The sequence below is a fragment of the Rhizobium sp. Leaf311 genome (genome assembly GCF_001423445.1).
Taxonomy (GTDB): Bacteria; Pseudomonadota; Alphaproteobacteria; order Rhizobiales; family Rhizobiaceae; genus Agrobacterium.
In genome coordinates this window covers 90,458-114,528 of the sequence record NZ_LMNZ01000007.1, presented here as the reverse complement: position 1 = coordinate 114,528, position 24,071 = coordinate 90,458, and the positions used below count along the sequence as shown (strand labels likewise).

24 protein-coding genes and 1 tRNA gene are annotated in these 24,071 nt (G+C 58.6%); 6 read left to right on the top strand and 19 right to left on the bottom strand.

Annotated elements, in window-relative coordinates; all coding sequences use genetic code 11:
* Positions 1–22: 22 nt before the first annotated feature.
* Both ASF69_RS10945 and ASF69_RS22745 read left to right on the top strand, forming a co-directional pair.
* A complete protein-coding gene (locus ASF69_RS10945; RefSeq protein WP_062587371.1) occupies positions 23–295 on the top strand; it encodes a CopG family ribbon-helix-helix protein in 273 nt (90 codons plus the stop codon).
* On the top strand, positions 283–510 hold the full coding sequence (locus ASF69_RS22745; protein ID WP_244475448.1) for a type II toxin-antitoxin system RelE/ParE family toxin: 228 nt from the start codon (positions 283–285) through the stop codon (positions 508–510). The genes ASF69_RS10945 and ASF69_RS22745 overlap by 13 nt, the downstream gene beginning before the upstream one ends.
* 143 nt (positions 511–653) lie before the next feature.
* Here the strand turns inward: ASF69_RS22745 and dnaA are convergent, their stop codons facing one another.
* The 4 genes from dnaA to mutM all read right to left on the bottom strand — a co-directional run bounded on the left by dnaA (position 654) and on the right by mutM (position 5,204).
* Positions 654–2,222 carry a chromosomal replication initiator protein DnaA gene (gene dnaA / locus ASF69_RS10940; RefSeq protein WP_062587694.1) on the bottom strand — a complete coding sequence of 523 codons (1,569 nt, stop codon included), beginning with the start codon at positions 2,220–2,222 and terminating at the stop codon, positions 654–656.
* A 773-nt stretch (positions 2,223–2,995) separates the two neighbouring features.
* A complete protein-coding gene (rpsT, locus tag ASF69_RS10935) occupies positions 2,996–3,262 on the bottom strand; it encodes a 30S ribosomal protein S20 (protein ID WP_006310170.1) in 267 nt (88 codons plus the stop codon).
* A 254-nt stretch (positions 3,263–3,516) separates the two neighbouring features.
* Entirely contained in the window at positions 3,517–4,290 is a 774-nt protein-coding gene (locus tag ASF69_RS10930; protein WP_062587370.1) for an enoyl-CoA hydratase, read from the bottom strand.
* A gap of 17 nt (positions 4,291–4,307) precedes the next feature.
* The gene (mutM, locus tag ASF69_RS10925) at positions 4,308–5,204 is read right to left on the bottom strand and encodes a bifunctional DNA-formamidopyrimidine glycosylase/DNA-(apurinic or apyrimidinic site) lyase (protein ID WP_062587369.1); all 897 of its coding nucleotides are present in this window, start codon (positions 5,202–5,204) and stop codon (positions 4,308–4,310) included.
* Positions 5,205–5,349: 145 nt separating this feature from the next.
* Here mutM and ubiE point away from each other — a divergent pair, with 145 nt between their 5' ends.
* Both ubiE and ubiB read left to right on the top strand, forming a co-directional pair.
* Positions 5,350–6,126, top strand: coding sequence for a bifunctional demethylmenaquinone methyltransferase/2-methoxy-6-polyprenyl-1,4-benzoquinol methylase UbiE (gene ubiE / locus ASF69_RS10920; RefSeq protein ID WP_062587368.1), 777 nt, complete (start codon positions 5,350–5,352; stop codon positions 6,124–6,126).
* A 37-nt stretch (positions 6,127–6,163) separates the two neighbouring features.
* Positions 6,164–7,738, top strand: a complete 1,575-nt coding sequence (ubiB, locus tag ASF69_RS10915) for a 2-polyprenylphenol 6-hydroxylase (RefSeq protein ID WP_062587367.1) — start codon at positions 6,164–6,166, stop codon at positions 7,736–7,738.
* 143 nt (positions 7,739–7,881) lie between these two features.
* Here ubiB and ASF69_RS10910 read toward each other — a convergent pair whose 3' ends face one another.
* Both ASF69_RS10910 and coaBC read right to left on the bottom strand, forming a co-directional pair.
* A complete protein-coding gene (locus ASF69_RS10910) occupies positions 7,882–8,241 on the bottom strand; it encodes an MmcQ/YjbR family DNA-binding protein (RefSeq protein ID WP_062587366.1) in 360 nt (119 codons plus the stop codon).
* On the bottom strand, positions 8,238–9,443 hold the full coding sequence (gene coaBC / locus ASF69_RS10905) for a bifunctional phosphopantothenoylcysteine decarboxylase/phosphopantothenate--cysteine ligase CoaBC (RefSeq protein WP_062587692.1): 1,206 nt from the start codon (positions 9,441–9,443) through the stop codon (positions 8,238–8,240). Before coaBC ends, ASF69_RS10910 begins: the two co-directional genes overlap by 4 nt.
* 794 nt (positions 9,444–10,237) lie before the next feature.
* Between coaBC and ASF69_RS10900 the strand changes: the two genes are divergently transcribed.
* Complete coding sequence (locus tag ASF69_RS10900; RefSeq protein ID WP_062587365.1) at positions 10,238–10,771, top strand: TIGR02281 family clan AA aspartic protease; 534 nt, start codon at positions 10,238–10,240, stop codon at positions 10,769–10,771.
* 3 nt (positions 10,772–10,774) lie between these two features.
* Here ASF69_RS10900 and deoA read toward each other — a convergent pair whose 3' ends face one another.
* The 10 genes from deoA to ASF69_RS10850 all read right to left on the bottom strand — a co-directional run bounded on the left by deoA (position 10,775) and on the right by ASF69_RS10850 (position 20,075).
* Complete coding sequence (gene deoA / locus ASF69_RS10895; RefSeq protein WP_062587364.1) at positions 10,775–12,088, bottom strand: thymidine phosphorylase; 1,314 nt, start codon at positions 12,086–12,088, stop codon at positions 10,775–10,777.
* A 6-nt stretch (positions 12,089–12,094) separates the two neighbouring features.
* Positions 12,095–12,868: a deoxyribose-phosphate aldolase gene (gene deoC, locus ASF69_RS10890; protein ID WP_062587363.1), complete on the bottom strand. Its 774-nt coding sequence runs from the start codon at positions 12,866–12,868 to the stop codon at positions 12,095–12,097.
* 2 nt (positions 12,869–12,870) lie between these two features.
* On the bottom strand, positions 12,871–13,671 hold the full coding sequence (locus ASF69_RS10885; protein ID WP_062587362.1) for a purine-nucleoside phosphorylase: 801 nt from the start codon (positions 13,669–13,671) through the stop codon (positions 12,871–12,873).
* Positions 13,671–14,060, bottom strand: a complete 390-nt coding sequence (locus ASF69_RS10880; protein WP_062587361.1) for a cytidine deaminase — start codon at positions 14,058–14,060, stop codon at positions 13,671–13,673. Before ASF69_RS10880 ends, ASF69_RS10885 begins: the two co-directional genes overlap by 1 nt.
* Positions 14,061–14,063: 3 nt before the next feature.
* The gene (locus ASF69_RS10875) at positions 14,064–15,035 is read right to left on the bottom strand and encodes an ABC transporter permease (protein ID WP_062587360.1); all 972 of its coding nucleotides are present in this window, start codon (positions 15,033–15,035) and stop codon (positions 14,064–14,066) included.
* 5 nt (positions 15,036–15,040) lie between these two features.
* Positions 15,041–16,144: an ABC transporter permease gene (locus tag ASF69_RS10870; protein ID WP_062587359.1), complete on the bottom strand. Its 1,104-nt coding sequence runs from the start codon at positions 16,142–16,144 to the stop codon at positions 15,041–15,043.
* A gap of 19 nt (positions 16,145–16,163) precedes the next feature.
* On the bottom strand, positions 16,164–17,669 hold the full coding sequence (locus ASF69_RS10865; RefSeq protein WP_156462048.1) for an ABC transporter ATP-binding protein: 1,506 nt from the start codon (positions 17,667–17,669) through the stop codon (positions 16,164–16,166).
* Between the two features lie 81 nt (positions 17,670–17,750).
* Positions 17,751–18,743, bottom strand: coding sequence for a BMP family ABC transporter substrate-binding protein (locus ASF69_RS10860; RefSeq protein WP_062587357.1), 993 nt, complete (start codon positions 18,741–18,743; stop codon positions 17,751–17,753).
* A 295-nt stretch (positions 18,744–19,038) separates the two neighbouring features.
* A complete protein-coding gene (msrA, locus tag ASF69_RS10855; RefSeq protein WP_062587356.1) occupies positions 19,039–19,689 on the bottom strand; it encodes a peptide-methionine (S)-S-oxide reductase MsrA in 651 nt (216 codons plus the stop codon).
* Positions 19,690–19,757: 68 nt separating this feature from the next.
* Complete coding sequence (locus ASF69_RS10850; protein WP_062587355.1) at positions 19,758–20,075, bottom strand: hypothetical protein; 318 nt, start codon at positions 20,073–20,075, stop codon at positions 19,758–19,760.
* A gap of 233 nt (positions 20,076–20,308) precedes the next feature.
* On the opposite strand from ASF69_RS10850, the gene ASF69_RS10845 reads away from it, so the two are divergent.
* Positions 20,309–20,398 (top strand) — tRNA-Ser (locus ASF69_RS10845).
* A gap of 121 nt (positions 20,399–20,519) precedes the next feature.
* On the opposite strand, the gene ASF69_RS10840 is transcribed toward ASF69_RS10845, so the two are convergent.
* The 3 genes from ASF69_RS10840 to ASF69_RS10830 form a co-directional block, all read right to left on the bottom strand.
* Entirely contained in the window at positions 20,520–21,659 is a 1,140-nt protein-coding gene (locus ASF69_RS10840) for a serine hydrolase (protein WP_062587354.1), read from the bottom strand.
* A gap of 217 nt (positions 21,660–21,876) precedes the next feature.
* Positions 21,877–22,539, bottom strand: a complete 663-nt coding sequence (locus ASF69_RS10835; RefSeq protein ID WP_062587353.1) for a TetR/AcrR family transcriptional regulator — start codon at positions 22,537–22,539, stop codon at positions 21,877–21,879.
* Between the two features lie 91 nt (positions 22,540–22,630).
* Positions 22,631–23,863 (bottom strand): ROK family transcriptional regulator, encoded by a 1,233-nt coding sequence (locus ASF69_RS10830; protein WP_062587352.1) that lies wholly within the window; start codon positions 23,861–23,863, stop codon positions 22,631–22,633.
* Positions 23,864–24,071: the final 208 nt, after the last annotated feature.

The window sequence follows — 24,071 nt, the reverse complement described above, 5'->3', positions numbered from 1 at the left end:
TACCTCGTGATGTGAGGCCTCAATGGCTACCTCTCTCAAGATCGACGACACGCTGAAAGAACGCGTCCAGCAATTGGCCAGCCAGCGCCGTCGGTCATCGCACTGGATCATGCTGGAAGCGATTCAACAATATGTCGAGCGGGAAGAGGCAAGAGAGAGCTTTAAGCAGGAGGCGCTGACCTCTTGGGAAAGCTATCAGGAAACGGGCCGCCACTTGACGCGAAAAGAAGTCAACACCTGGTTGGAAAGCTGGGGTACGGATGATGCAAAGCCGGTGCCCGATTGCCACAAGTAATCATCACCGAAGGTGCCGCACAAGGATTGGAGTGGTGCCGAAAATATCTCGTCGCCAAAGCTCCTGAAGCGGCACGACGTGTCGGTCAAGCCATTCAGCAACAATTCATATTGCTGGAGATGTCCCCCAATATGGGACGCCCCATTCCCGATGAAGCGGAATTGCGCGAGTTGGGTTATCGCCTTTGGGAATTCCAGTTACGTAGCACTTTATAGGCATGAGCCGCTAGACGACACAGTCTATATCCTAGCCTTCCGGCATCAGAAAGACGCTGGTTATTAAGGCACCCAACCAAAAGCTTCGCAGCCTCATCAGATCGTAAAAAACGGTCAGGTTGCCCTGACCGTTTTTCTCATTCTCAAGCGTTGTTTTCGTTGATCAGCCGCTTCAAAAGCTCCACCTCGTGGCCGAGCTTGCTGTCTCCGCCGATCAGTTCTTCGATCTTGCGCACGGCATGAAGGACCGTGGTGTGATCGCGTCCGCCGAAGCGGCGGCCGATTTCCGGGAAGGAGCGCGGTGTCAGCATCTTGGCGAGATACATGGCAACCTGGCGCGGCTTGACGATGACGCGGGTGCGGCGGTTGGAGACCAGTTCCTGACGCGAGACATTGTAGTGTCTGGCGACGATGCGCTGGATGTCTTCAATGCGCACGCGCTTGGCTTCGCCGGTACCGACCAGATGTGCCAGAAGCTCGTCCACGCGCTCGACCGAAAGGTTCGGCTCGAAAGAGCGGCGGAAGATCAGCTGGTTGAAGGCGCCTTCCAGTTCACGTCCGCTGGCGGTCACGCTGCGGGCGACGTGGGAGACGATTTCTTCGGGAATGTCGAAGCTCGGATCTTCCTGACGGGCGGCTGCGATACGCTGGGTCAGCATTTCGTAGCGCATTTCATAATCCGGGCCTTCGATTTCGATGGCCATGCCACCCTGAAGGCGCGAACGCACACGCGGATCGAGCGATTCCAGTTCCCAAGGCGCGCGGTCTGCGGCCACCACAACCTGCTTGGCACTGTCGAGCAGCATGTTGAGCAGGTGGCAGAACTCGTGCTGGATCATCTTGCCCTGCAGGAACTGCATGTCGTCGATGACCAGAAGGTCGATATTGCGCAGCGTGTCCTTCAGCGTCAGCGCATCATTGTCACGGATCGCGGTTGCGAAGCGCCACATGAAGTATTCGGCTGTGAGATAGACGACGCGCGGATTGCGCGGGCTGTCGATGGCCGCATTGGCAATGGCCTGCAGAAGATGCGTCTTTCCAAGGCCGACACCCGCATGGATGAAGAGCGGATTGAAACGCACCGCGCCTGCTCCAGCCTCGGCAATCGTCTTTGCGGCGGCAAGCGCTACGCGGTTGGACGAGCCTTCAACGAAGGTATCGAAGGTAAAGCGGCTGTCCAGCGGCGAACCGAAGAACGGACCGGAACCCGAATGGCGTGTGACCGGTGCCGATGGCGACATGCCGGATGGCTGTGCGCTGCTCATCGGCTGCGGCGGAATGAATGGCTTTGCCCGCTGTGCGGCGGTGCTCATGTCAGGCGCCGGCAGCGCACGCTCTTCTACCTGGGCCGGGCGAACCGGACGGCTGGCGGAGCGCACCAGAATTTCCACCTTGAGAACATCTGCATCCTCGCTCTGAATGAGCGTGGTGATGAGATCGATATAGCGATTGTTGATCCACGATTTGAGAAACGTCGTAGGAACCGTAAACCGTACAACACTTTTGGAAACCGAATGGAGCTTGAGACGTGCAAACCAGCTTGCGTAAACCTCTGGTCCAACCTGTGCCTTCAGCCGCGCGCTAAAACGCTCGAACAGCGCGTCGTGCTTCATATCCTGCTTGTCCCCTGCCGCATCAGTACCAGCTGCATCACATGCCTTTGGCGTGCGGTCCCCGTTTGCCACCGCACCCATCACCAAATTCAATTGCATATTGCCGCCTTTCAAATTGCCAATCATAGCCTGACAGGCAAACGCCCATCAGGGATACCCCTCGTTATTTTTACTTGCGGACACTCCCCTCGAAAGACCTGTCCTCAAGCCATTTGTATCACCGCGAGCCGGTTATCCCATTTCCCTCTACATCATGGAGAGGCCTGCGATTACTCAACATCTACTCCCACAACACAACTTCAACATATGCCGCTCGAAGGCAAAGATCAGCATTTCCGCAACCTTTGAGATTGCGGCCAATCCGGCCCCGATACTTGAAAAAACGAACTCAAACAGAACTCGTCCGCAAGAAGCATGTACCTTCGATACTCAAGGATCGAGATAGCTTGTGGATAGAAATCCTTGCCCCTTGTCGAGATGCATTTAGGCAGGATCGGGGGTGGAGATCAATGGCGATTTTTCTCCAAAAAAGAAGATCGGCCATTGACTCGTTAAGGCCGTTTTGCATCGATTGAATAGGCGTTTGGAGAATCTCTTATGAATCAATGAGATTCATTTTTGCGCTATTTTTAAAGCGGCTTTTCGCAGAAAAATAAAAATTCTCTTGACTCTACTCTCGGCCAACCTTCCGCAGGGGGAGGAAAGGAAATTTTTAGCCACCTTCCCCAAGTTATTGAATTTATTGATGTTTTTCCGTCATCGCATTGACGTGGAACTGTCATGCTAGACAATCAATCGTTAACAAGTTGTTAGAAACAGAAAAAGCCCGGTCGAACGACCAGGCTTTTTCAAATTAATTCGCATTCGTCAGATCAGGCGGAAAGTGCCTTCACGCGCTGTGCCAGACGCGACACTTTGCGGGACGCTGTGTTGCCGTGCAGGACGCCGCGGGTGGCTGCGCGCTGGATCTCCGGCTGAGCTGCCTTGAGTGCTTCTGTTGCGACTGCGAGATCGCCCGTTGCGATGGCCTCTTCGACCTTGCGGATGAAACCGCGAACACGCGAACGGCGAGCCTTGTTGACTGCAGTACGGCGAGCGATCTTGCGAGTCGCCTTTTTCGCCGAAGTTGTATTGGCCATGTATGCCTCTCTTCGAATTCAAACCAAAATCCGCAACCACAGGATCAGGTCTTTCGAAGACCTCGCTTTCCAAAAGATGCGGGAGTAATTGGAATAAGCCGGATGGCTTTTCCTAACCGTGGCCGGGCATATAACCTTAAAGCGGGTGCCCGTCAACGCGCATTTTCAGCAAAAACGCTGATATTCCGAATCCTTGGAGCGGGCGGATGGCAAAATAGGTCAGGTCTTTGCCGCCTCCCCGCTTTAGCGATCCATCAGCGATTTGTGAAGACCGGCTTTCTCTTCTCCACAAAAGCCGCCATGCCTTCCTTCTGGTCCTCGGTCGCAAAAAGCGCCTGGAACAGGCGGCGTTCGAACCGCAGACCTTCGCTCAATGAAACCTCGAAGGATCTCTCGACGCTTTCCTTTGCCATCATCACCGAGGCACGCGACAGGGACGCTATGGTGGTTGCCGCCTCGATGGCTTCATCCATCAGGCGCTCCTGCGGCACGACCCTCGACACCAGCCCTGACCGCTCGGCTTCGGCGGCATCCATCTTGCGGCCCGTCAACACCAGATCCATGGCCTTGGCCTTGCCCACCGCGCGTGTCAGGCGCTGCGAGCCGCCCATGCCGGGAATGACGCCCAGCGTGATTTCCGGCTGGCCGAATTTTGCCGTTTCCGATGCGATGATGAAATCGCACATCATGGCCAGTTCGCATCCACCGCCCAGAGCAAAGCCGGAGACTGCGGCAATGACGGGCTTGCGCGTCGAGGCCACATCGTCCCAGCCGCCCAGAAAATCGCCGAGATAGGCATCAACGAAATCCAGCGACTGCATTTCCTTGATATCTGCGCCAGCAGCAAAAGCCTTCGGCGAACCGGTAATGACGATGGCTCCAATCGACTCGTCCCTGGAGAAGGACGCCAGAATGTGGCGCAGCTCCTTCAGCAGGGTCGAATTCAGCGCATTCAGGGCCTGCGGGCGATTGAGCGTAATGACGCCCACTTCATCACGCTTTTCAACGATCAGCGTTTCGTAGTCCATGGCTGTTATCCTCTCCATCACTTCTGGCAAGCGGCACAATAGAAGGTAGAGCGACCGGCCTGCACGATCCGCTCAACCGTACCCCCGCAACCGGGTGTGGGGCAAGCATGGCCCTGCCGGTCATAGACCGAAAAGGAATGCTGGAAGTAGCCGAGTTGGCCGTCTGTCTGGATATGGTCGCGCAGGGACGAGCCGCCAGCCGCAATCGCATCGGCGATGACCTCACGGATCTTCTGCGTCAGATCGACGAGTTGCGCCTTGGGCTTGCCGGTTTTTGTCACCAGCGTTCCCGCCGCTCTCAACGGCGACAGATGCGCGCGCCACATCGCTTCGCAGACATAGATATTGCCAAGACCCGCGATGACCTTCTGGTCCAGCAGCGTGCTTTTCAGCGGCTGGCTCTTGCCTTGAAAGCGGCCTGCCAGATACTCGGCACTCAACGCATTCCCCGTCGGCTCCGGTCCGAGATCCGTAAAGGCGGGGTAAAGATCGATATTGGCGCGCTCTACCAGATGCATGAAGCCGAAACGGCGCGGGTCGTTATATATGACCTGCGCGGGGGGCATCCCCTGCCGTTGCAGGTGGAACACGACATGGTCGTGCTTGCCATCCTTGGAGCGCGCATGGTGGAAATCACCCGGCGTTTCGGCTGTACCTTGCTGTTCCTCGATTCGGAAAGAGCCGGACATGCCGAGATGGGCGATGATGGTAAGCCCGTCTTCCAGTTCGATCAGCAGATATTTCGCACGACGACCCAGCGAGATGATGCGCTTGCCTTCCACCAATCCGGCGAAGCCCTCCGGGAATGGAAAGCGCAGGTCAGGCCGCGCAAGCACCGCCCTTTCAAGGATGGCGCCTTCCATGGTCGGGGCAAGGCCACGTCTGACGGTTTCTACTTCGGGCAGTTCTGGCATGGAGTTTATCCCACATGTTACCGCAACGGTCTTGTGATTGGCAGCCTGCGGGCATACATGTCGCAGGCACTTGTTGTCGCAACAGATAGCGTTGCAATCGCCTTTCCGCTATGGTCCGCACCGCAATTAAAGATGGAGACCACCGATGACCGAAGCTCGCACCACCGCACAAGGCGGAATGGAAACCTCCTATGGCTTTCACAAGGTCGATGAAGGTCAAAAGCAGGGCATGGTCAACGAGGTCTTCCACAAGGTCGCCAAGCGTTACGACATCATGAATGATGTGATGTCCGCCGGCATGCACCGCGTCTGGAAGGATGCGATGATTGCAGCGCTCAATCCGCGCAAGGACCCGTCCTACCGGACGCTGGATGTTGCGGGCGGCACGGGCGACATCGCATTCCGCATCATCGAGGCCTCCAATCGGCTGGCGCATTCCACCGTTCTCGACATCAACGGCTCGATGCTGGCTGTCGGTGAAGAACGGGCGGCCAAGAAGAGGCTTTCCGACAATCTGACCTTCGTGGAAGCCAATGCCGAGGAGCTGCCCTTCGAGGACAACAGCTTCGATGCCTATACGGTCGCCTTCGGCATTCGCAACGTGCCGCGCATCGATGTGGCGCTGAAGGAAGCACACCGCGTGCTCAAGCGTGGCGGACGCCTGCTGGTGCTGGAGTTTTCCGAGGTGGAGATGCCTCTTCTGGACCGGTTCTACGACGCATGGTCCTTCAATGCCATTCCCCGCTTCGGCAAGATGATCACCGGCGACGCCGAGCCATATCAGTATCTGGTCGAATCGATCCGCAAGTTCCCCAATCAGGAAGACTTTGCGGCGATGATCCGCACTGCTGGCTTCTCGCGCGTGACCTATACCAATTACACCGGCGGCATCGCCGCGCTGCATTCCGGCTGGAAGCTCTGAGACTTATGGCAGGCAAGGGCAGGAAGAAGGCATTCGCATGAGTACGCTTGGCGCATATTTCCGGCTTGCAAAGGTCGGCTGGGTTCTCGTGCGTGAGGGCGTGGTGCTTGCTCTACCCTCCGACGAGCTTCCCGCCACGGCGAAATTTGCCAAGGCGCTTTTGAAGCCGCTTGCCCGCAACCGGGCAAAACATGCCGATCGGCGCGACCGTCTGGCAACTGCGGTCGAGCGTCTTGGGCCATCCTACGTCAAGATGGGCCAGTTTCTGGCCACCCGCCCCGATGTGGTCGGCGCGGATTTTGCCGAGGATCTCTCCCGGCTGCAGGACCGCATGGCCTTCTTCCCCAATGCGGCAGCAAAGGCGAATATCGAGGGCTCACTCGGTCGTCCCGTTTCCGAGCTCTATCTCGAACTCGGCAATCCCATCGCGGCAGCCTCCATCGCGCAGGTCCATCCTGCGATGGTGCAAAGCGCGTCGGGACCAAAAAAGGTGGCCGTCAAGGTTATCCGCCCCGGCGTGCGGCAGCGTTTCCAGAACGATCTGGAAGCCATGTATCTGATTGCCGACCTGCAGCAGCGCTTCATTCGTTCGGCACGCCGTCTGCGTCCGGTCGAAGTCACCCGCGCGCTGGAACAGACGACCAAGATCGAGATGGATCTCAGGCTTGAAGCCGCAGCCCTCTCCGAACTTGCGGAAAACACAAAGGATGACCCAGGCTTTCGTGTCCCGGAAGTGGACTGGGAACGCACAGGCCGCGATGTCGTCACCATGGAATGGATCGACGGCATCAAGATGTCTGATGTTGCGGCGCTGAAGGCTGCCGGTCACGACCTCAATGCGCTCGCCGATACACTGATCCAGTCCTTCCTTCGCCATACGCTACGGGACGGTTTCTTCCACGCAGACATGCACCCGGGCAATCTCTTCGTTGATCCCAAGGGCATGATCGTTGCCGTAGATATGGGCATTGCCGGGCGTCTGGGCAAAAAGGAACGCCGCTTCCTCGCAGAGATCCTCTATGGCTTCATCACCCGCGACTATATGCGGGTTGCGGAAGTGCATTTCGAAGCAGGCTATGTTCCCGGCCACCATGATATTGCCAGCTTCGCCCAGGCCATCCGGGCCATCGGCGAGCCGATCCACGGCCAGCCTGCCGAAACCATTTCCATGGGCAAGCTTCTGACGCTTCTCTTTGAAGTCACAGAGCTTTTCGACATGGAAACGCGCCCCGAACTGGTGATGCTGCAAAAAACCATGGTGGTGGTGGAAGGTGTATCGCGCATCCTCAATCCGCGCTTCAACATGTGGAAAGCCGCAGACCCCGTCGTCAGCAGCTGGATCCGCGACAATCTCGGCCCCAAGCGCATCGTGACCGACCTCAAGGACGGCCTGAAAGCCGCCGTGAAACTCGCCGAAGCCGCCCCCGAAATCGCCGCCAAGACCGAAAAGCTCCACGCCGATCTCGTCTATATGAGCGAACACGGCCTGCGCTTCGACGCCAGCACGGCAGAAGCCATCGGCAAGGCCGAGGCCCGACACACCCGCTGGGGACGGATTGCGCTTTGGGTGATTGCACTGGTGCTGGTCTATATTGCGGTGCGGATTAGCTAATACTCCAGAATGGCCGTCACCCCGCACTTGATGCGGGGTCCAGCGCGATCAGGTCCCTGATCGCAGAAAACTCTTTCGCGCCGCAGCTGGATTCCTGCTCAAGGCCGGAATGACGGAAGAATGTGATATTTGCCGCATAGGCTTCAGCCCAGCACAATCCCCAGCTCTGCCCGCAGCTTCCTCGTCAGCCCCGCTGCAACCAGTTCGTAGGATCGGCGCAGGTAGTGCTGCAAATCATCCGCCTCCAGCGGTGAGTGGTCCGAGATCGATATCCATTTGCGCCTGGCGAAATAGGGTGCCTGGGCAATGCCGTCGAGTGCGGTGAGGATCTCGAAGCTTTCTTCGGAGCATTTGAGGACGAGGCGCCAGTTGTCCCGTTCGCCCAGAACGGCAAAGACCTTGGGCCCCACCTTGGCGACATGCGAGTCCCATTGGTCGACAAAGGTCACGCCGGGCCATTCGCTTAAGCTCTTATCGAAACCGTTGCGCTCAAACGGGCTCACGCCAGACGCTCCGCAATGAGCGCTGCCAGGCGTTGGGCTACGTCCGTCTTGTCGAGATCGGGCCAGGTATCGATGCCGTCGCGCGAGATGATCTTCACGCTGTTGCGGTCGCCGCCCATGATGCCGGTCTCGGCGGAGACATCATTGGCGACGATGATATCGGCCCCCTTGCGCTCCAGCTTGGCGCGGCCATTGGTTTCGACATCCTGCGTTTCCGCTGCGAAGCCAACGACAATCTGCGGCCTTTGCGCGTGATGGCCGACGGTCTTGAGAATATCCGGGTTCTCAACCATTTGCAGCACCGGAGGCTGATCGCCCGGCTGTTTCTTGATCTTCTGATCCACGGCACTCGCAACGCGCCAGTCGGCGACGGCGGCAACCATGACGGCGATATCGGCGGGCAGATGCGACAGCACGGCGTCACGCATCTCCTCGGCGCGTTCGACATGGATGGTCTTGACGCCTGCGGGATCGGCAATCGTCACCGGGCCTGAGACGAGCGTGACGTCGGCCCCCAGTTGCGCCAATGCTGCGGCAATGGCGTGGCCCTGCTTGCCGGAGGAGCGGTTAGCGATGTAGCGGACGGGATCGATCGGCTCATGGGTCGGGCCCGATGTGACGATGGCTTTTTTGCCTGTAAGCGGCTTTGGCCGGTCATCGAGAAGGCTCTGGGCGGCTTCGGTGATCTGCAAAGGTTCTGCCATGCGCCCAAGGCCCGCCTCGCCCTTTTCCGCCATCTCGCCCGCCATGGGGCCTATGAAATGGATGCCATCGGCTTTCAGCGTCGAAATGTTGCGCTGGGTGGGCCTTGCGCTCCACATTTTGGGGTTCATGGCGGGTGCGACGAGCACCCTGCGGTCCGTGGCCAGCAATATGGTGGAGGCGAGATCATCGGCAAGGCCATTGGCCATCTTCGCCATCAGATCGGCAGTCGCAGGTGCCACGAGGATGAGGTCACAATCGCGCGCCAGCCTGATATGGCCAACATCCTGCTCATCCTGACGGGAAAATAATTCGGTGAAGACGTGGGTGGCCGAAAGAGCGCCGACGGCAAGCGGCGTGACGAATTCCTGCGCGCCCCTGGTCATCACGGGCGTCACCTTCGCGCCGCGCTCTTTCAGGCGGCGGATGAGATCAAGGCTCTTATAGGCCGCAATGCCGCCGGAGATGATGAGGAGAATGTGCTTGCCTGAAAGTGCCATGATGCCGACCGAATTCCTGTTTGACGGGAAACTAGAGCCTTTCCGTGCCGAAGGAAAGCGCCCCTGCTGCTGGCTCTCAACCGCAACCGCGTGAACCTCGAGCCATCCTTCAGGATGCGCTTCGCCGTTCACGCGGTGCGATGCACCCGTGGCATGTTTTGTCTTGACCCGGATAACACACGCAAATGCGGGAAGTCTCTGGTATGTATACTGTTGGCGTGCGCATTTGCGTGGCCTTCGGTCTTCCGGTCTTGCAGGCCATGTCTTGCCCAGACCGGAGCGTGAATGATCCGGGCTGGGCGTGACGGGCAGTTTCCGCCGGACCGTCCTGCCTCGCCCTTTCCGAAAGCCGTGAATGGTCTTTCGCGTCGAGATCGTCGGGTCCACCGGGCTTGCCCTGACATGGTATTCCTGATGTCTGGCCGCACGTCTGCGGCCAACCACCAGCCTTCGCCGCCATCATGTCTCGCGAAACATGCGGGTGGCGAAAGTGCAAACAGTGTGCGGCCGATTCGCAGGGTGTGAATGAAATGCAGAAAGTTTTTTGTCGAATTTCCATCAAGTAGTTGAATTTTAATATTTTTATTTTTCGCAAGACAATCACGCCTGCGGCTGACTGTTCGGATTTGAGACGCAAGTAGCCTGAGTTTGAACTCTTGGTTAGGCACATCGCGCCTTTGAGCCATCAGGGCCCATTTCTGCGCTGGTTTTCAGTGCTGCATTAGCAACTTTTTCACGCATTCTCACCACATCATACGTCCCAGGGTGGTTCGCAGGGGGAGGGTCTGGCGAAGATGATGTCACGAGGATTTCTTTTCGCGGCAGGCGGCATCATCATGCTGGCCGTTGCCGCCCCTCAATACCTTGAAACCTATCTCTCCAAGCCTTCCGAGGCGAAGGTGACAAGCCCTGCCGAACCTGTTGCCAAAGCCGGTGCGCTTGCAACGCCGACAAGTGCTGGCACGGTGACGCTGAATGCGGATAAGCGTGGCCACTATGCCGCCAAGCTGAAAATCAACGGCAAGCAGATCGAAGGGCTGATCGATACCGGCGCATCCCTGGTTTCTCTCAATGAGAGCACGGCCCGGCGGCTGGGCTATGTGCTCAAAGACAGCGACTACAAATATCAGACCTCGACGGCAAACGGTGTCAAATCCATCGCCGTCATTACGCTTGAGAGGGTTGAGCTCGGCAATATCGTTGCCCGCAACGTGCAGGCAGCCGTATCAAAGGACGGCGCCTTGGACACAGTGCTGATCGGCATGACCTTTCTCAAGCAGCTGAAATCCTTCAAATCGGAAAACGGCAGGCTCATCCTGACGCGTTAGCCTTCAGGCACCGATGCGCGAGAGAATGATAGGCTGATCTGCGGGCGCGGTCTGCGAGATGCTATAGGCATCCGACACGGCCTGAAGTGCGACGCTCAGGCTCTCTTCAGTTGCCGCATGCACCATTGCGATTGGCTGGCCCTTTTCCACCCTCGTTCCCAAAGACAGAATATGCGAAATGCCCACACGATGATCAATGACATCGCCGGGGTGGCGACGGCCACCGCCGAGGGCAACCACGACCATTCCGAGATCCCGCGTCTGACAGGTGGATAGAAACCCGTCCTCGGTTGCCAGAACCGGCGCGATGTGAGGGGCGGGCTTGAGATAATGGTCGGGCTTTTCGATGAAATCCGAGGGACCGCCGAGAGCCGTGATCATCTGGCCGAAACGCTCCATGGCAGCACCTGAAACAAGCGCCTTGCGGGCCATGGCTTCACCTTCCGGCAGGCTGGCAACAGAGCCGGACTGGAGAAGCATTTCGGCGGCGAAGGCGAGAACCAGCGTTTCAATGCGAGTTCCGGCTTTCTTGCCCGACAGGAAATCCAGACAATGGATGATTTCCAGTGCGTTGCCAGCGGCATCCGCCAAGGGTTGGTTCATATCGGTGATGAGCGCGGAGGTTCTGACGCCCGCGCCATTGGCGACCTCGACAAGTGAACGGGCGAGCGCTTGCGCCTCCTCCGCACCCTGCATGAAGGCGCCATTGCCGAATTTCACATCCAGCACCAGCGTTTCCAGACCGGCGGCGAGCTTCTTCGAAAGAATGGAGGCTGTGATGAGCGGGACCGAGTCCACCGTAGCCGTCACGTCCCTGATGGCATAGAGCCGCTTGTCGGCGGGGGCGAGATCGCCCGTCTGGCCGATGATGGCGCAGCCGACCGTTTTGACCGTGCGGCGAAAGAGGGCTTCGTCAGGCATGATATCATAGCCTGCGATGGATTCGAGCTTGTCCAGCGTGCCGCCGGTGTGGCCAAGGCCTTTGCCTGAGATCATCGGCACCGCGAGACCGCAGGCAGCGACGATGGGGGCCAGCATGAGCGAGACATTATCGCCGACGCCGCCAGTGGAATGTTTGTCGGCAATGGGTTTGCCGATATCTGCCCAGGAGAGAACATCGCCGCTGTCGCGCATGGCAAGTGTCAGCGCCACCGTCTCATCCCGGCTCATGCCGCGAAAGAAGACGGCCATGGCGAAGGCTGCGGCCTGCCCCTCGGAAATCGCGCCGCTGGAGAGACCGGATATGAAGGCGGAAATCTCATCCGCCGTCAGAACCTGCCCGTCACGTTTGCGGCGGATGATTTCCTGCGGGATCATGGCGGATCAATAGCCGCTTGCGGACTTGGCCGGCTCGCCGCCAGCCAGCACATTCAAAATATCGTCCAGAATGCCGGATGCACCGAAGCGGAAGGTGGAGGGCATGGCCCAGTTGGGCTGCATGATGGTTTCCGCCAGACGCAGATAAAGCGTCGCATCTGCAACCGTGCCGATGCCACCGGCGGGCTTGAAGCCGACCTTCTTCTTGCTGTCTCTGATAGCCTGCAGCATGATATCTGCGGCCTCCAGCGTGGCGTTGACCGCGACCTTGCCGGTGGAGGTCTTGATGAAATCTGCACCCTCGGCAATGGCGATTTCGGACGCACGGCGGATCAGCGCCTTGTCCTTCAACTCGCCGGTTTCGATGATGACTTTTAAGAGAACAGGCGCGACGCAGGCCTTGCGAACCGCAGCGACCATTTCGCTGACAGCATTTTCATCGCCTGCGATGAATTTTCTGTAGGGGCTGACAAGATCGATTTCATCGGCACCATCGGCAATGGCGCGTTGTGTTTCGGCAACCACGGTTGCCACATCCAGATCGCCCGAGGGGAAATTGACCACGGTTGCGATGCGGACCGAACGGCTATTGCCAAAGGCGGCACGGGCCTGCGCCACGAAGCGCGGCCAGATGCAGATGGCGGCGGTGGTGCCATATTGCGTATGCGCCTTCTGGCACAGGGCGGCAATCTGCTCCGCCGTGCAGTCTTCCTTTAGATTCGTCAGGTCCAGCAAGGACAAGGCGAGAGCGGCGGCTTCGCGCGGGCGCTGAAGTTCCATGCTCAATTTCCTCCAGAAATCATTTCCGTTAAAATCGCGGCCAGTCTCTTGCCGCCTATGGGCGCCATGTCTTTGGTTTCTTCATGGCTCAGTTCGGCACCCGTCATTCCGGCACCGTAATTTGTAATAACGGAAGCGGCGGCAACGCGCATCCCGAAAAAGCGCGCAAGGATGACTTCCGGCACCGTGGACATGCCCACGGCATCCGCACCTAAGGTCCGCGCCATGCGGATTTCCGCCGGTGTTTCAAAGCTTGGGCCGGAAAACCACATATAGACGCCTGAAAACAGCGGCACGGTGGCGCGGATGGCGGCATTGCGCATCGCAATCGACAGATCCGCATCATAGGCGCTGGTCATGCCGACGAAGCGTTTGTCGCTTTCTTCGCCGATCAGCGGGTTCATGCCGGAATAGTTGATGTGATCGGTGATCTGCATGACCGAGCCGGGTGGCATGTCCTGCCGCACAGAGCCTGCGGCGTTCGTCAGGATCAGCGACTGCACGCCGATCCCGGCCAGTGCCTCAATGGCGGGGCGCATGGCATTTGCATTGCCCTGCTCGTAATAATGGACGCGACCGGCGAGCATGAGGATGGGCTGTCCGCCAAGATAGCCTGCGACCACCTCTCCCGCGTGGCCGGAAACGGCGCTTGCGGGAAAACCGGGGATCTCGGCATAGGGAATGCGGATAGGGTCCGTCACCTCATCCACCAGCGAGCCAAGGCCGGAGCCCAAGACGATGGCGGTGCGTGGCATCAGCCCGTTCAGCCTGTCCACGAGGACGTCGATGATCGCGTGATCCATCAATCCAACTCTGTCTTGAAGCTGAAGGGCAAAAGTTCATCCATGGTCATGACCTTCTGCACGCCTGCCTCGTCGCAGAGGTAGATCTTGGTATCGGCGGAGGCAAATTCCGCAATCTTCTGGCGACAACCGCCGCAGGGCGGGCAGAGCGCCAGCTTTTCGGCGATAACGGCAAGTTCGGTGATCTTCTTTGCCCCGCCCATGATCATGGCGCTGATGGCGGAAGGCTCCGCGCACCACCCTTGAGGGAAGGACAGGTTCTCGATATTGGCGCCCTTGTAGATCTTGCCGTCTTCAGCGCGGATGGCTGCACCCACGGGGAATTTGGAATAGGGAGCATGGGCAAAGGCCATGGCCTCGCGGGCTGCCTCAAACAATTCGTGCGACATGGTTTAACGCTCCTTCGTATAGGCAACGCCACCGGCCTTTGGCGGCTTGGCGACGCCGATGAAACCGGCCAGCAGGATGCAGGTGAGGATATAGGGCAGCGCCTGGAAGATCTGCACCGGCACTTCACCGATGCCGGGAATGGCCTTGCCCTGCATGAAGTTGGCGACCGCATCCAGAAAGCCGAACAGAAGGCAGGCGAACATGACCGGCACTGGCTTCCATTTGGCAAAGATCAGGGCGGCCAGCGCGATATAGCCCTTGCCCGCCGACATATTGGCAATGAAGGCTGCCGACTGTGCAACAGCCAGATAGGTACCGGCAAAGCCACAGAGGAAACCGGCGACGATGACGGCGCGGAAGCGCATCCACGTCACCGAAATGCCTGCGGTATCGACAGCGCCCGGATTTTCACCCACAGCACGCAGGCGAAGGCCAAAGCGTGTGCGATAGAGTACCCACCAGGAAATCGGCACGGCGATAAAGGCGAGATAGGTCAGGATATTGTTGCCGGAGATGACATTGGCATAGAGCGGGCCAATGAAGGGTATTTCCCGCATGGCATCCACGCCCGGCAGAATGATCGGGGTAAAGCGGCCCTGTCCGGGTATCTGCGGCGTGCGACCGCCCTGCCCGAACCATGCCTGACCCAGCACGACGGTGAGACCGGCTGCGACGAAATTGAGCGCCACGCCCGAGACAATCTGGTTGCCTCTGTTGGTGATGACGGCAAAGCCATGTACCAGCGAAAAGAAGATGGACACGCCGATACCGGCGGCAAGACCTGCCCACGGATCAGCCGTGATATAGGCCACGCAGGCAGAGGCGAAGGCGGCGGCCAGCATTTTGCCTTCAAGGCCGATATCAAACACACCGGCGCGTTCCGAAAACAGGCCTGCAAGGGCAGTAAACAGCAGCGGAATGGTCAGGCGCACGGTCGAACCGAGAATGCTGACCAGCATATCGAAGGTTTCCATGGGCCTTACCTCTTCACAAATTGTTGGTAGATCCGCACCACGGCAGGGCGGTACATATATTCGAGCGCGCCTGCAAACAGGATAACGAGACCCTGGATCACGACGATCATCTCGCGGGTGATATTGGGCATTTCGAACGAAAGATCCGCGCCACCCTGATAGAGAATGCCGAAGAGAAGCGCCGCAAAGACGATGCCGAGCGGGTGGCTGCGGCCCATGAGCGACACGGCAATTCCGACAAAGCCTGCACCGCCGACAAATTCCACCTGCAAACGAGCCGACGCGCCCATGACCGGGTTCAGCGCCATCATGCCCGCCAGACCGCCGGAGATGAGCATGGCTATGATGACGGTGCGCGAATAGGGAATGCCAGCATAGACGGCAGCTGACGGGCTGATGCCAAGCGTGCGCATTTCATAACCGAGCTTCGTGCGCCAGATGAGCACCCAGACGAGAAAGGCAGCAACCAGCGCGATGATGAAGGAGACGTTGAAGGGTGCCGGGCCGAGCTTGAGGCCGAACATCGCCATCAGCCAGTCCAGCTTCGGCAATTGGCCACCGGGCAGAAAGGTGCGGGTTTCCGGCGCCATCTTGCCGGGCACGATGAAGACGTTGACCAGCAGGTAGACCATCAAGGCGGCTGCGATGAAGTTGAACATGATGGTCGTGATGACGACGTGGCTGCCGCGCTTGGCCTGCAGCCAGCCGGGAATGAAGGCCCATGCCGCGCCGAAGAGCGCCGCGCCGATGACGGCAAAGGGCATGGTGACATACCACGGCACGTAACGATCCAGCGCCAAGGCCACCATGGCAGCGCCAAGGCCGCCAATATAGGCCTGACCTTCCGAGCCAATATTGAAGAGGCCCGCATGGAAAGCGACCGCCACCGACAGGCCGGTGAAGATGAAGCTGGTGGTATAAAAAAGGGTAAAGCCAATGGCATCGCCACGGCCCAGCGAACCCTCGATCAAAAGCCGCAATGCTGCAAAAGGATTTTCGCCAATACCCCACACGACAAGGCCGGAGATGAAAAAGGCGGTGACGATGTTCAGGAACGGCAGAAGGCCGTAGCTGATCCAGTTGGGAAGAGGGACGGAAGCTGTACTCATGAGCTTTTAAGCCTTTGCCTTATGCGGCGATGCCGGCCATCATCAGGCCAAGCGTTTGTTCTTCGGCTTCCGCCGTTTTTTCTCCGACGACGCGGCCCGCGAACATGACCAGAATGCGGTCCGACAGCGAGCGGATTTCATCCAGCTCCACCGAAACAAGCAGAATGGCCTTGCCCGCATCGCGCATCTCGATGATGCGGCGATGGATGAATTCGATGGCGCCGATATCCACGCCGCGCGTCGGCTGGCCGATGATCAGCATCTTGGGGTCGCGTTCGATTTCACGCGCAACGACGATCTTCTGCTGATTGCCACCGGAGAAATTGGCGGTCTTCAGACGGGCATTGGGCGGGCGGATATCGTATTTCTCGATCTTCTCGATGGCATCCTTGCGGATGGCTTCGGGGCTGAGGAACATGCCTTTGCCGTAGCGGTCATCGCGGTGATAGCCGAGAATGGAGTTCTCATATTCCTCGAATTTCAGAACCAGCCCCATATGGTGGCGGTCTTCAGGGATATGGGCAAGGCCGAGCTTGCGCAGGACGGCGGGATCGACCCTGTCGACCGTCTTGCCGCCCATGAGGATTTCCCCGGAATGCGGCTTGCGGATGCCCGCAATGGCTTCCAGCAACTCCGACTGGCCGTTGCCGGCAACGCCCGCAATGCCGACGATTTCGCCTGCGCGCACATCAAAGGACACGTCATCCACCATGGTCACGCCACGGCTGTCCTTGACGGTGAGGTTGCGGACCGAAAACAGCACCTCGCCCGGATTGGCTTCGCCTTTTTCCACGCGCAGAAGCACGCGGCGACCGACCATCAGTTCGGCCAGTTCCTCGACCGTCGTTTCAGACGTCTTGCGGGTCGCCACCATTTCGCCGCGGCGCATGACCGAGACTTCATCGGTGATGGCCATGATCTCGCGCAGCTTGTGGGTGATGAGAATGACGGTCTTGCCCTGATCCCTGAGAACGCTGAGGATCTTGAACAGATGATCGGCCTCGGCGGGCGTCAAAACGCCGGTCGGCTCATCCAGAATGAGGATTTCAGCGCCGCGATACATGGCTTTGAGAATTTCCACGCGCTGCTGCAGGCCAACGGGCAGATCCTCGATGATGGCATCGGGATTGACCTCAAGGCCATATTCATCTTCCAGCCGCTTCAGTTCCTTACGGGTCGCAGCTGTGCCCTTGGCCAACAGCGCGCCACCTTCGGCACCGAGCATGATGTTTTCCAGCACCGAGAAATTCTCGACCAGCATGAAGTGCTGATGCACCATGCCGATGCCAGCATCGATGGCGGCCTGGCTGTCCTTGATGTTGACGGGCTTGCCATCAATGCGGATTTCACCGGAATCGGCCTGATAGAAGCCGTAGAGGATCGACATCAAGGTCGATTTCCCCGCCCCGTTTTCCCCGATGATGCCGTGGATCGTCCCCTTGGCAACGGTGAGATTGATATTCTTGTTGGCGTGCACGGTGCCGAATTTTTTATCGATACCGACAAGCTCGATTGCAGGTTCCATCGTCAACCCAAACTCTCCGGAGGCTGGATATGAAAAGGGCGCAACGCGAAATTCGCGATGCGCCCTGATCCATAAATCACATCACTTTGGGCAAGAATTGTCCGACATATAGTCGTGGACCTTGACGGTGCCAGCAACGATGTCAGCCTTTGCCTTATCGACAGCAGCCATCATTTCCGGCGTGATCAGCGCCTTGTTGTTGTCGTCGAGCGCATAGGCAACGCCGTCTTCTTTGACGCCCAGCGACGTGACGCCACCGGTGAACTTGTCGTCCTTGGTATCCTTGAAGGCGTTGTAAACGGCGAGGTCCACACGCTTGACCATGGAGGTCAGTACCGAGCCTGGATGCAGGTGGTTCTGGTTGGAATCCACACCGATGGAGAATTTCTTGTTGTCGGCGGCGGTCTGGAGAACGCCGAGGCCGGTCGCGCCTGCTGCCGCGTAAATGACGTCAGCGCCCTGATCGAGCTGGTTCTTGGTCAGTTCACCACCGCGAACCGGGTCGTTCCATGCAGCGCCGGTGGTGCCGGTCATGTTCTGGAAGACTTCGATCTTGGCGTTTGCAGCCTTGGCACCCTGGGCGTAGCCGCAGGCGAACTTGCGGATGAGCGGAATGTCCATGCCGCCGATGAAGCCGACCTTGCCGGTCTTGGATGCCATGCCAGCCAGAAGACCGACGAGGTAGGAACCTTCTTCTTCCTTGTAGACGACGGAGCGCACATTCGGCAGCTCAACGACGGAGTCGACAATGACGAACTTGGTGTCAGGGAATTCTGCTGCGACCTTTTCCATGGCCGACGTCCAGGCAAAGGAAACGGCGACAACCGGGTTGAAACCACGGCTTGCGAAGTTGCGGATCGCCTGCTCGCCCTGCGTATCGCTGGTCGGCTCGAAATCGCGATATTCGGTGCCCGTTTCTGCCTTGAACTTCTCGGCGCCTGCGGCAGCGGCCTCGTTGAACGATTTGTCGAACTTGCCACCCGTGCCGTAGACCAGCGCAGGCTTGATATCCGCAGCCAAAGCGGAAGCCGACATCGCGGCAAGCGCGAAAAGCGTCAGAAGGGATTTTTTCATTGTGCAGCCCTGTTGTTACAGTTTGATTTTTTAAAAGGGTCCTCCCGCAAGCCCTGCTACGGGCATGTCTGCGGAACTGCCAGCCTTTTCCAGACTGTGCGTAAGGATATCCTTGCACGGCTGCAAGAAAAATTCACCCGGTTTTTTTGACCCGGTGGAAAAACTGTGAACTGCGCAATTTTGCAGCAAGTGCGACTACGATCAGCAGGCAAACGCCGCAGGAAAATGCAAAACAACGCCCGCCATCTGTCTAGATGAGCGGGCGTTGCAGGGTCTATCTCAGGCGTGCGGACCTTCAGCCGATATTGCAGCTGACGCCGGTACCCCGCAGGCCGCAGTAACCACCGGGATTTTTCGCCAGATATTGCTGATGATAATCTTCGGCATAATAGAAGATATCGAGCGGCTCGATTTCCGTGGTGATGTCCGGACGGTGGCCTGCGGCCTTCAGCGCCTGCTGGAACGTGTCACGCGCGGCCTTGGCTTCAACAAGCTGCGCATCGCTGGTGGTGTAGATCACCGACCGGTAGGTGGTGCCGACATCATTGCCCTGGCGCATGCCCTGCGTGGGATCGTGCTCTTCGAAGAAGGTCTTGAGCAGCGCGGCGAGAGAGACCTTGGCGGGGTCATAGACGACCTTGACCACTTCCGCGTGGCCGGTCAGCCCCGTGGTGGTTTCCTGATAGGTTGGGTTGCGGGTGATGCCACCGGAATATCCCACCGCCGTGACAAAGACGCCCGGCGTCTGCCAGAACAGGCGCTCGGCTCCCCAGAAGCAACCCATGCCGAGATAGATCGTCTCGAGATTGTCGGCATAGGGGCCATTCAGCGGATTGCCGTTGACGAAGTGGTGTTCCGGCACGGGCAGCGCCTCATCCCGGCCCGGATAGGCGGTTTGCGGCGTCGGCATGGTGGTTTTCTTGGATAGGGTATCAAATCCGAACATTGCATTCTCCTTGCGGCCCGCATCAGACCGCCATCTGGTTTCTGCATCATGCGCGTGACGAAATGGTTTCAGGCGGAAAAGCGGCCCACGACCCTGCGCTTCCTGTACCCGACCATCCAGCACAGGAGGGAAAGGGCCAGCAGAAGAGCGAAGGCGGGAACCGCAGACAGGGCAATTTCGACCCAACGCCACGCTTCGGGATGAATATAGTGAGCGACAAGCCCTTCTGCCATGGCAGGCGACGCAGGAAAAATTTTCGCCCAGACATCCTGCACACTCAGCAAATCGACAGACGAGGTGGAGACCGAACGCACCGAATCCAGAACGCCGACACCGACGGCCGCAGCCAGCAAGACGAAACTGATGAACCGGAATACAGCTTTCACAACACATTCTCCCGATTTCTGCGCAGCTTGATGCCTTAAGGAACGCATTATTTGCGCCCGCATCCTGACCGTTGGATAAAGCGCTGAACGACGCTTTGCAATCGCGCCCACATGAAGGATTTATTGCACAAATAAAAAAACTCTCAGATTCGGGTTGATCGCCGCGAATTCATCGGTATATATCGCGCCGTTCCAGTGATTTGCAGTTTTCCCAAACATGCAGACGTTTAGACGGACAGGTGGCCGAGTGGTTTAAGGCGCACGCCTGGAACGCGTGTGTGCGTGAAAGCGTACCGTGGGTTCGAATCCCACCCTGTCCGCCATCCTTTTCCCTGACTCTCCCTATATCGGACGCCGTCCACCCCCCTGCTTCACAAGGCATGGTCCCAACTGGCTATTCTGGCTTCTGGCCCGAAGCTTCACAGCAGTCAGGAGGCAGTGCAGTCACACTGTCACTGCTTTGACGACTGAATGAAGAATGGCATTCAAAGGTGCGGCGATCGCAGGATCGCCATAGTCGCCGGCCGTGGAGACAAGGGCGAGATCCAGATGCGGCACAAGAAAAAGCCGCTGGCCACCATTTCCGATCGCCGCAGCGACAGCCAGGTCCTTGCCCTTCCATTGCGTCGTCATGGACCACCATTGGTAGCCATAGCCGCCGACCGGCGCAGTCTTGATGTGTGGTGTTGTCGATTGGGCAATCCATTCGGCAGGAACGATTTGCCGTCCCTGCCATTCGCCACCTTTCAACATCATCGCCCCAATCGTTATCAGATCCCTCGGCCGCAACCTCAATCCAGCCGCGGCCATTGGCTTGCCGGTCACGTCCGCGATCCATTCAAAATCGCTGATGCCCAAGGGCTCGAACAGGCTTTCCCGAGCAATCTGGTGCAGTGGGCGTTGGGTGCTTCGCTCCATGATTTCGGCAAGGACAGCCGTAAGCCCGCCGCTATAGGTAAACACAGAACCTGGCTTGGCGACCACGCCGCGCTGGAACACAAATCTATAGGCAGATGGGCTGATGGCAAGGCCTATCTCGTCAGTCCACGATGCCCGGCGAACAGGCGATGGTTCGGTCCACTCCAGCCCGGCCGTCATGGTCAGCAGGTGGCGAATGCAGATCGCTTGCCGAGCGTCGTCGTTCAGGGCACGAACGTGCGGGTAGAGCGACGAAACCGGGGTGTCGATAGCAGGCACGGCGCCCTGTTGAAGCAGGATACCGTATAAAAGCCCGACAATGCCTTTGCTGACAGAGCGCATGTCATGCAGGTCTGCCCGCGTGAACTGACGACGCGAGGACCACAGGCTGTAAAGAGAGCGATCCGAGCCTCGACGGTACAGTTCCGCCGCCAGTTTTCCGTGTCTGAGAACGAGCACACTGTGAATATTATGACCGCCACCTTGAACATCGTCCAATATGGCCTGCAGCACCTTTGCGTCGATGCCCAGCGCCGATGGCGCTTCGACAGGCAGGGTGTTGGCGGCAGGTGTCGGCGTCGATGCGCGTTTGAGTGAGGCTGAACGGGCTGCAGCCACGCCCTTGGCGGAGAACGTCGTCGCCGGCAGGGCAAGTGGCGCAACCATACCTCTCTTCAAGAGGCTCCGTCGCGGTATCTGGCCTTTCACCTCAGGATCATAATCCCTATTGCCGTTCATCTTGACCTCGCATCGCTTTGCAGGTGCCCTCCCATATTCGAGCACACGCGGCATGATGCGAGAAAATCTCGCCTTCTTCTACTCGGCTTTGGCGCGGGCAGCTACGCGGACGCAAGCAATTGAAAGAACAAGTAAATATTGCCGATCAGGAAAGGCAATCCGCAAATTTGCTCGGATTGGACGGCTGCGGAAAACCGCGCAGATAGGCGCGGACAAAGTCAACCATTTCATCTACCAGCGGCTCAAGCGGCAGGTCGCTGGCTTCACCCTGTTCGGCCATGGCACGGGCAACGCCGAAGACCGCGCGTGACACGGTAAACAGGCGGATTGGGTTGATCGATGGGGCATCATGACCCAATAGATGGCTCGATTTTCTGGCAAGCGAGCGGACGACGTCATCGAACAAACGATCATGCTCAGGGCCAAAGCCGGAAGCGATGTAGAAACTCATGACCGTGCGCCGCAGCTCTCGCTCGGCGCGGTGGCGCGAAAACAGCGTGTGGATGAGAACCCGCAGAGCATCTTCGCTGCGAGCGGCATCAACGGCCTCCATCAAAAGCCTGCGGTCATCATCAAGGATCTGCCGCGCAAGGGCGATACAGATTGACTCCTTGTCTGGAAAATATCCGTAGAGCGTACCGATGCTGACGCCCGCGACTTCAGCCACCCGGTTGGTGGTGAAACTTGCGCGACCCTCCGCAAGCAGGATGCGGGCAGAAGCTTGCAGGATCGCGCCTACGGTGACCCGAGAGCGCGCCTGTAACGGTTTGCGCCTTGGTTCGAGGACGGATTCTCTGCTTAGTGTCATGAATATGCTCTGCAGCGGCCCTGCTTGACGATTTCCAACCTTATACATGAGGCCCCGGAAAGACGAAACCACGCAACGGCAGCGCTTCAACTCAACCGGCAGCTTCCTTGAACAGCACATTCTGATCCAGCAGATAGCGGGAAAACAGCGGCAGGCTTGCGCCGCCGATGGCGCGGGCCTGGCTGCCGACTGCGCCTTCGACGATCTCGGGAACGGCGACGCCCTGAAGATCGTGCAGATCGAGCGCCTTGCGGGTGGCAGCGGCGATGCGGGCGCGCACCCAGGCCGGAAAACCGCCATCGATGATGACAGAGGCGAAATCGATGATGGAGGCTGCGGCGATGACTGCCTGTGCGAGGGCGGCGGCCGTGTTCTGTATCCAGCGTTCCAGCGGCTCGCCGAAATCCACCCAGTCATCGGGCGAGAACCACAGCGGCTTGGGATCGATATTGCTTTCCCGCAGCATGTCTTCCAGCTTGAAAATCGATGCGATCTTCAGAAGCTGAACAGTCGAGCCATCTCGGCCCTGCACAGGCAGCGGGCCAATCGACCCGGCGGTTCCCGTGCGCCCGGAAAAGAGGGCTGAATTGAGCACCACGCCGCCACCGATAAAGGAGCCGATGAAGACATAGAGAAAATCCGGATAGTTCTGGCCTGCGCCGAAGACCAGTTCGGCACCGCAGGCACTGGTCGCATCATTTTGCAGGAAGACGGGATAATGAACCTGTCCTGATATTTCCGCTCGCAGATCGACGCCGCGCCAGCGATCCATCTCCGTCTGAGGGGCCCCCACCTCCTGCGCCCAACTCCAGAGTTCGAAGGGCGCGGCAACGCCGATGCCAGCTATTTTCTGCCGCTCGCCCGGCGACAATTTCTCTTCCAGTTCGGCAATGCCGTTGATGACGAAGGGCAGGATCCATTCGGGCATGGGATAGGGATAGGTGTTGCGCAGCTTGAGCCGGATGCGACCGACGAAATCCATCAGGACCAGATCGACGCTGCGCCGTCCGATCTTGACGCCGAAGGAGAACACCGCATCCGGATTGAGCCGCATCGGCGTCGAGGGCTGGCCGACCTTGCCGCGCAGGGGCTGGCCGCGAATGAGAAGCCCGTCATTTTCCAGCGAACGCATGATCACAGACACCGTCTGCGCCGATAGCCCGCTTCTGCGCGCAATCTCCGCTTTCGAGAGGCCGCTGTGGCGGCGCACCAGTGACAGAACGAGGCGCTCATTATAGGCGCGAACACGAACCTGATTGGCGCCACCGCTCAAATCGGGCGCGTTTGCGGTCGCGTGCTGTATCGGCTCCGCTGAGCGTGTCATTCGCATTTTCCTCCCCGGCCAGCGCGCGTCTATGCCGCCTGCGCCAATGCTCCGCAAGCCTGAATGGCGGAAAAACGGCGTCCTCTCACCGCATTTCCCAATGCTTACGGAATTCATAAAATGCCACAAGGAATTAATAATTCAATTGGATTTATTTATTGACAGGCCGCCAATTTGGTGTTTCCATCTGCGCCAGTGGCACCGGATC

Excerpts from the sequence above, each read along its gene's own strand:
- ASF69_RS10835 (WP_062587353.1), bottom strand. The coding sequence starts at position 22,539 with ATGACACTAAGCAGAGAATCCGTCCTCGAACCAAGGCGCAAACCGTTA.
- deoA (WP_062587364.1), bottom strand. The coding sequence starts at position 12,088 with ATGATCCCGCAGGAAATCATCCGCCGCAAACGTGACGGGCAGGTTCTG.
- ASF69_RS10865 (WP_156462048.1), bottom strand. The coding sequence starts at position 17,669 with ATGGAACCTGCAATCGAGCTTGTCGGTATCGATAAAAAATTCGGCACC.
- ASF69_RS10945 (WP_062587371.1), top strand. The coding sequence starts at position 23 with ATGGCTACCTCTCTCAAGATCGACGACACGCTGAAAGAACGCGTCCAG.
- ASF69_RS10840 (WP_062587354.1), bottom strand. The coding sequence starts at position 21,659 with ATGGTTGCGCCACTTGCCCTGCCGGCGACGACGTTCTCCGCCAAGGGC.
- rpsT (WP_006310170.1), bottom strand. The coding sequence starts at position 3,262 with ATGGCCAATACAACTTCGGCGAAAAAGGCGACTCGCAAGATCGCTCGC.
- ASF69_RS10830 (WP_062587352.1), bottom strand. The coding sequence starts at position 23,863 with ATGACACGCTCAGCGGAGCCGATACAGCACGCGACCGCAAACGCGCCC.
- ASF69_RS10930 (WP_062587370.1), bottom strand. The coding sequence starts at position 4,290 with ATGGACTACGAAACGCTGATCGTTGAAAAGCGTGATGAAGTGGGCGTC.
- ubiB (WP_062587367.1), top strand. The coding sequence starts at position 6,164 with ATGAGTACGCTTGGCGCATATTTCCGGCTTGCAAAGGTCGGCTGGGTT.
- deoC (WP_062587363.1), bottom strand. The coding sequence starts at position 12,868 with ATGGAACTTCAGCGCCCGCGCGAAGCCGCCGCTCTCGCCTTGTCCTTG.
- ubiE (WP_062587368.1), top strand. The coding sequence starts at position 5,350 with ATGACCGAAGCTCGCACCACCGCACAAGGCGGAATGGAAACCTCCTAT.
- ASF69_RS10875 (WP_062587360.1), bottom strand. The coding sequence starts at position 15,035 with ATGGAAACCTTCGATATGCTGGTCAGCATTCTCGGTTCGACCGTGCGC.
- msrA (WP_062587356.1), bottom strand. The coding sequence starts at position 19,689 with ATGTTCGGATTTGATACCCTATCCAAGAAAACCACCATGCCGACGCCG.
- ASF69_RS10880 (WP_062587361.1), bottom strand. The coding sequence starts at position 14,060 with ATGTCGCACGAATTGTTTGAGGCAGCCCGCGAGGCCATGGCCTTTGCC.
- ASF69_RS10870 (WP_062587359.1), bottom strand. The coding sequence starts at position 16,144 with ATGAGTACAGCTTCCGTCCCTCTTCCCAACTGGATCAGCTACGGCCTT.
- mutM (WP_062587369.1), bottom strand. The coding sequence starts at position 5,204 with ATGCCAGAACTGCCCGAAGTAGAAACCGTCAGACGTGGCCTTGCCCCG.
- dnaA (WP_062587694.1), bottom strand. The coding sequence starts at position 2,222 with ATGCAATTGAATTTGGTGATGGGTGCGGTGGCAAACGGGGACCGCACG.
- ASF69_RS10885 (WP_062587362.1), bottom strand. The coding sequence starts at position 13,671 with ATGGATCACGCGATCATCGACGTCCTCGTGGACAGGCTGAACGGGCTG.
- coaBC (WP_062587692.1), bottom strand. The coding sequence starts at position 9,443 with ATGGCACTTTCAGGCAAGCACATTCTCCTCATCATCTCCGGCGGCATT.
- ASF69_RS10900 (WP_062587365.1), top strand. The coding sequence starts at position 10,238 with ATGATGTCACGAGGATTTCTTTTCGCGGCAGGCGGCATCATCATGCTG.
- ASF69_RS10860 (WP_062587357.1), bottom strand. The coding sequence starts at position 18,743 with ATGAAAAAATCCCTTCTGACGCTTTTCGCGCTTGCCGCGATGTCGGCT.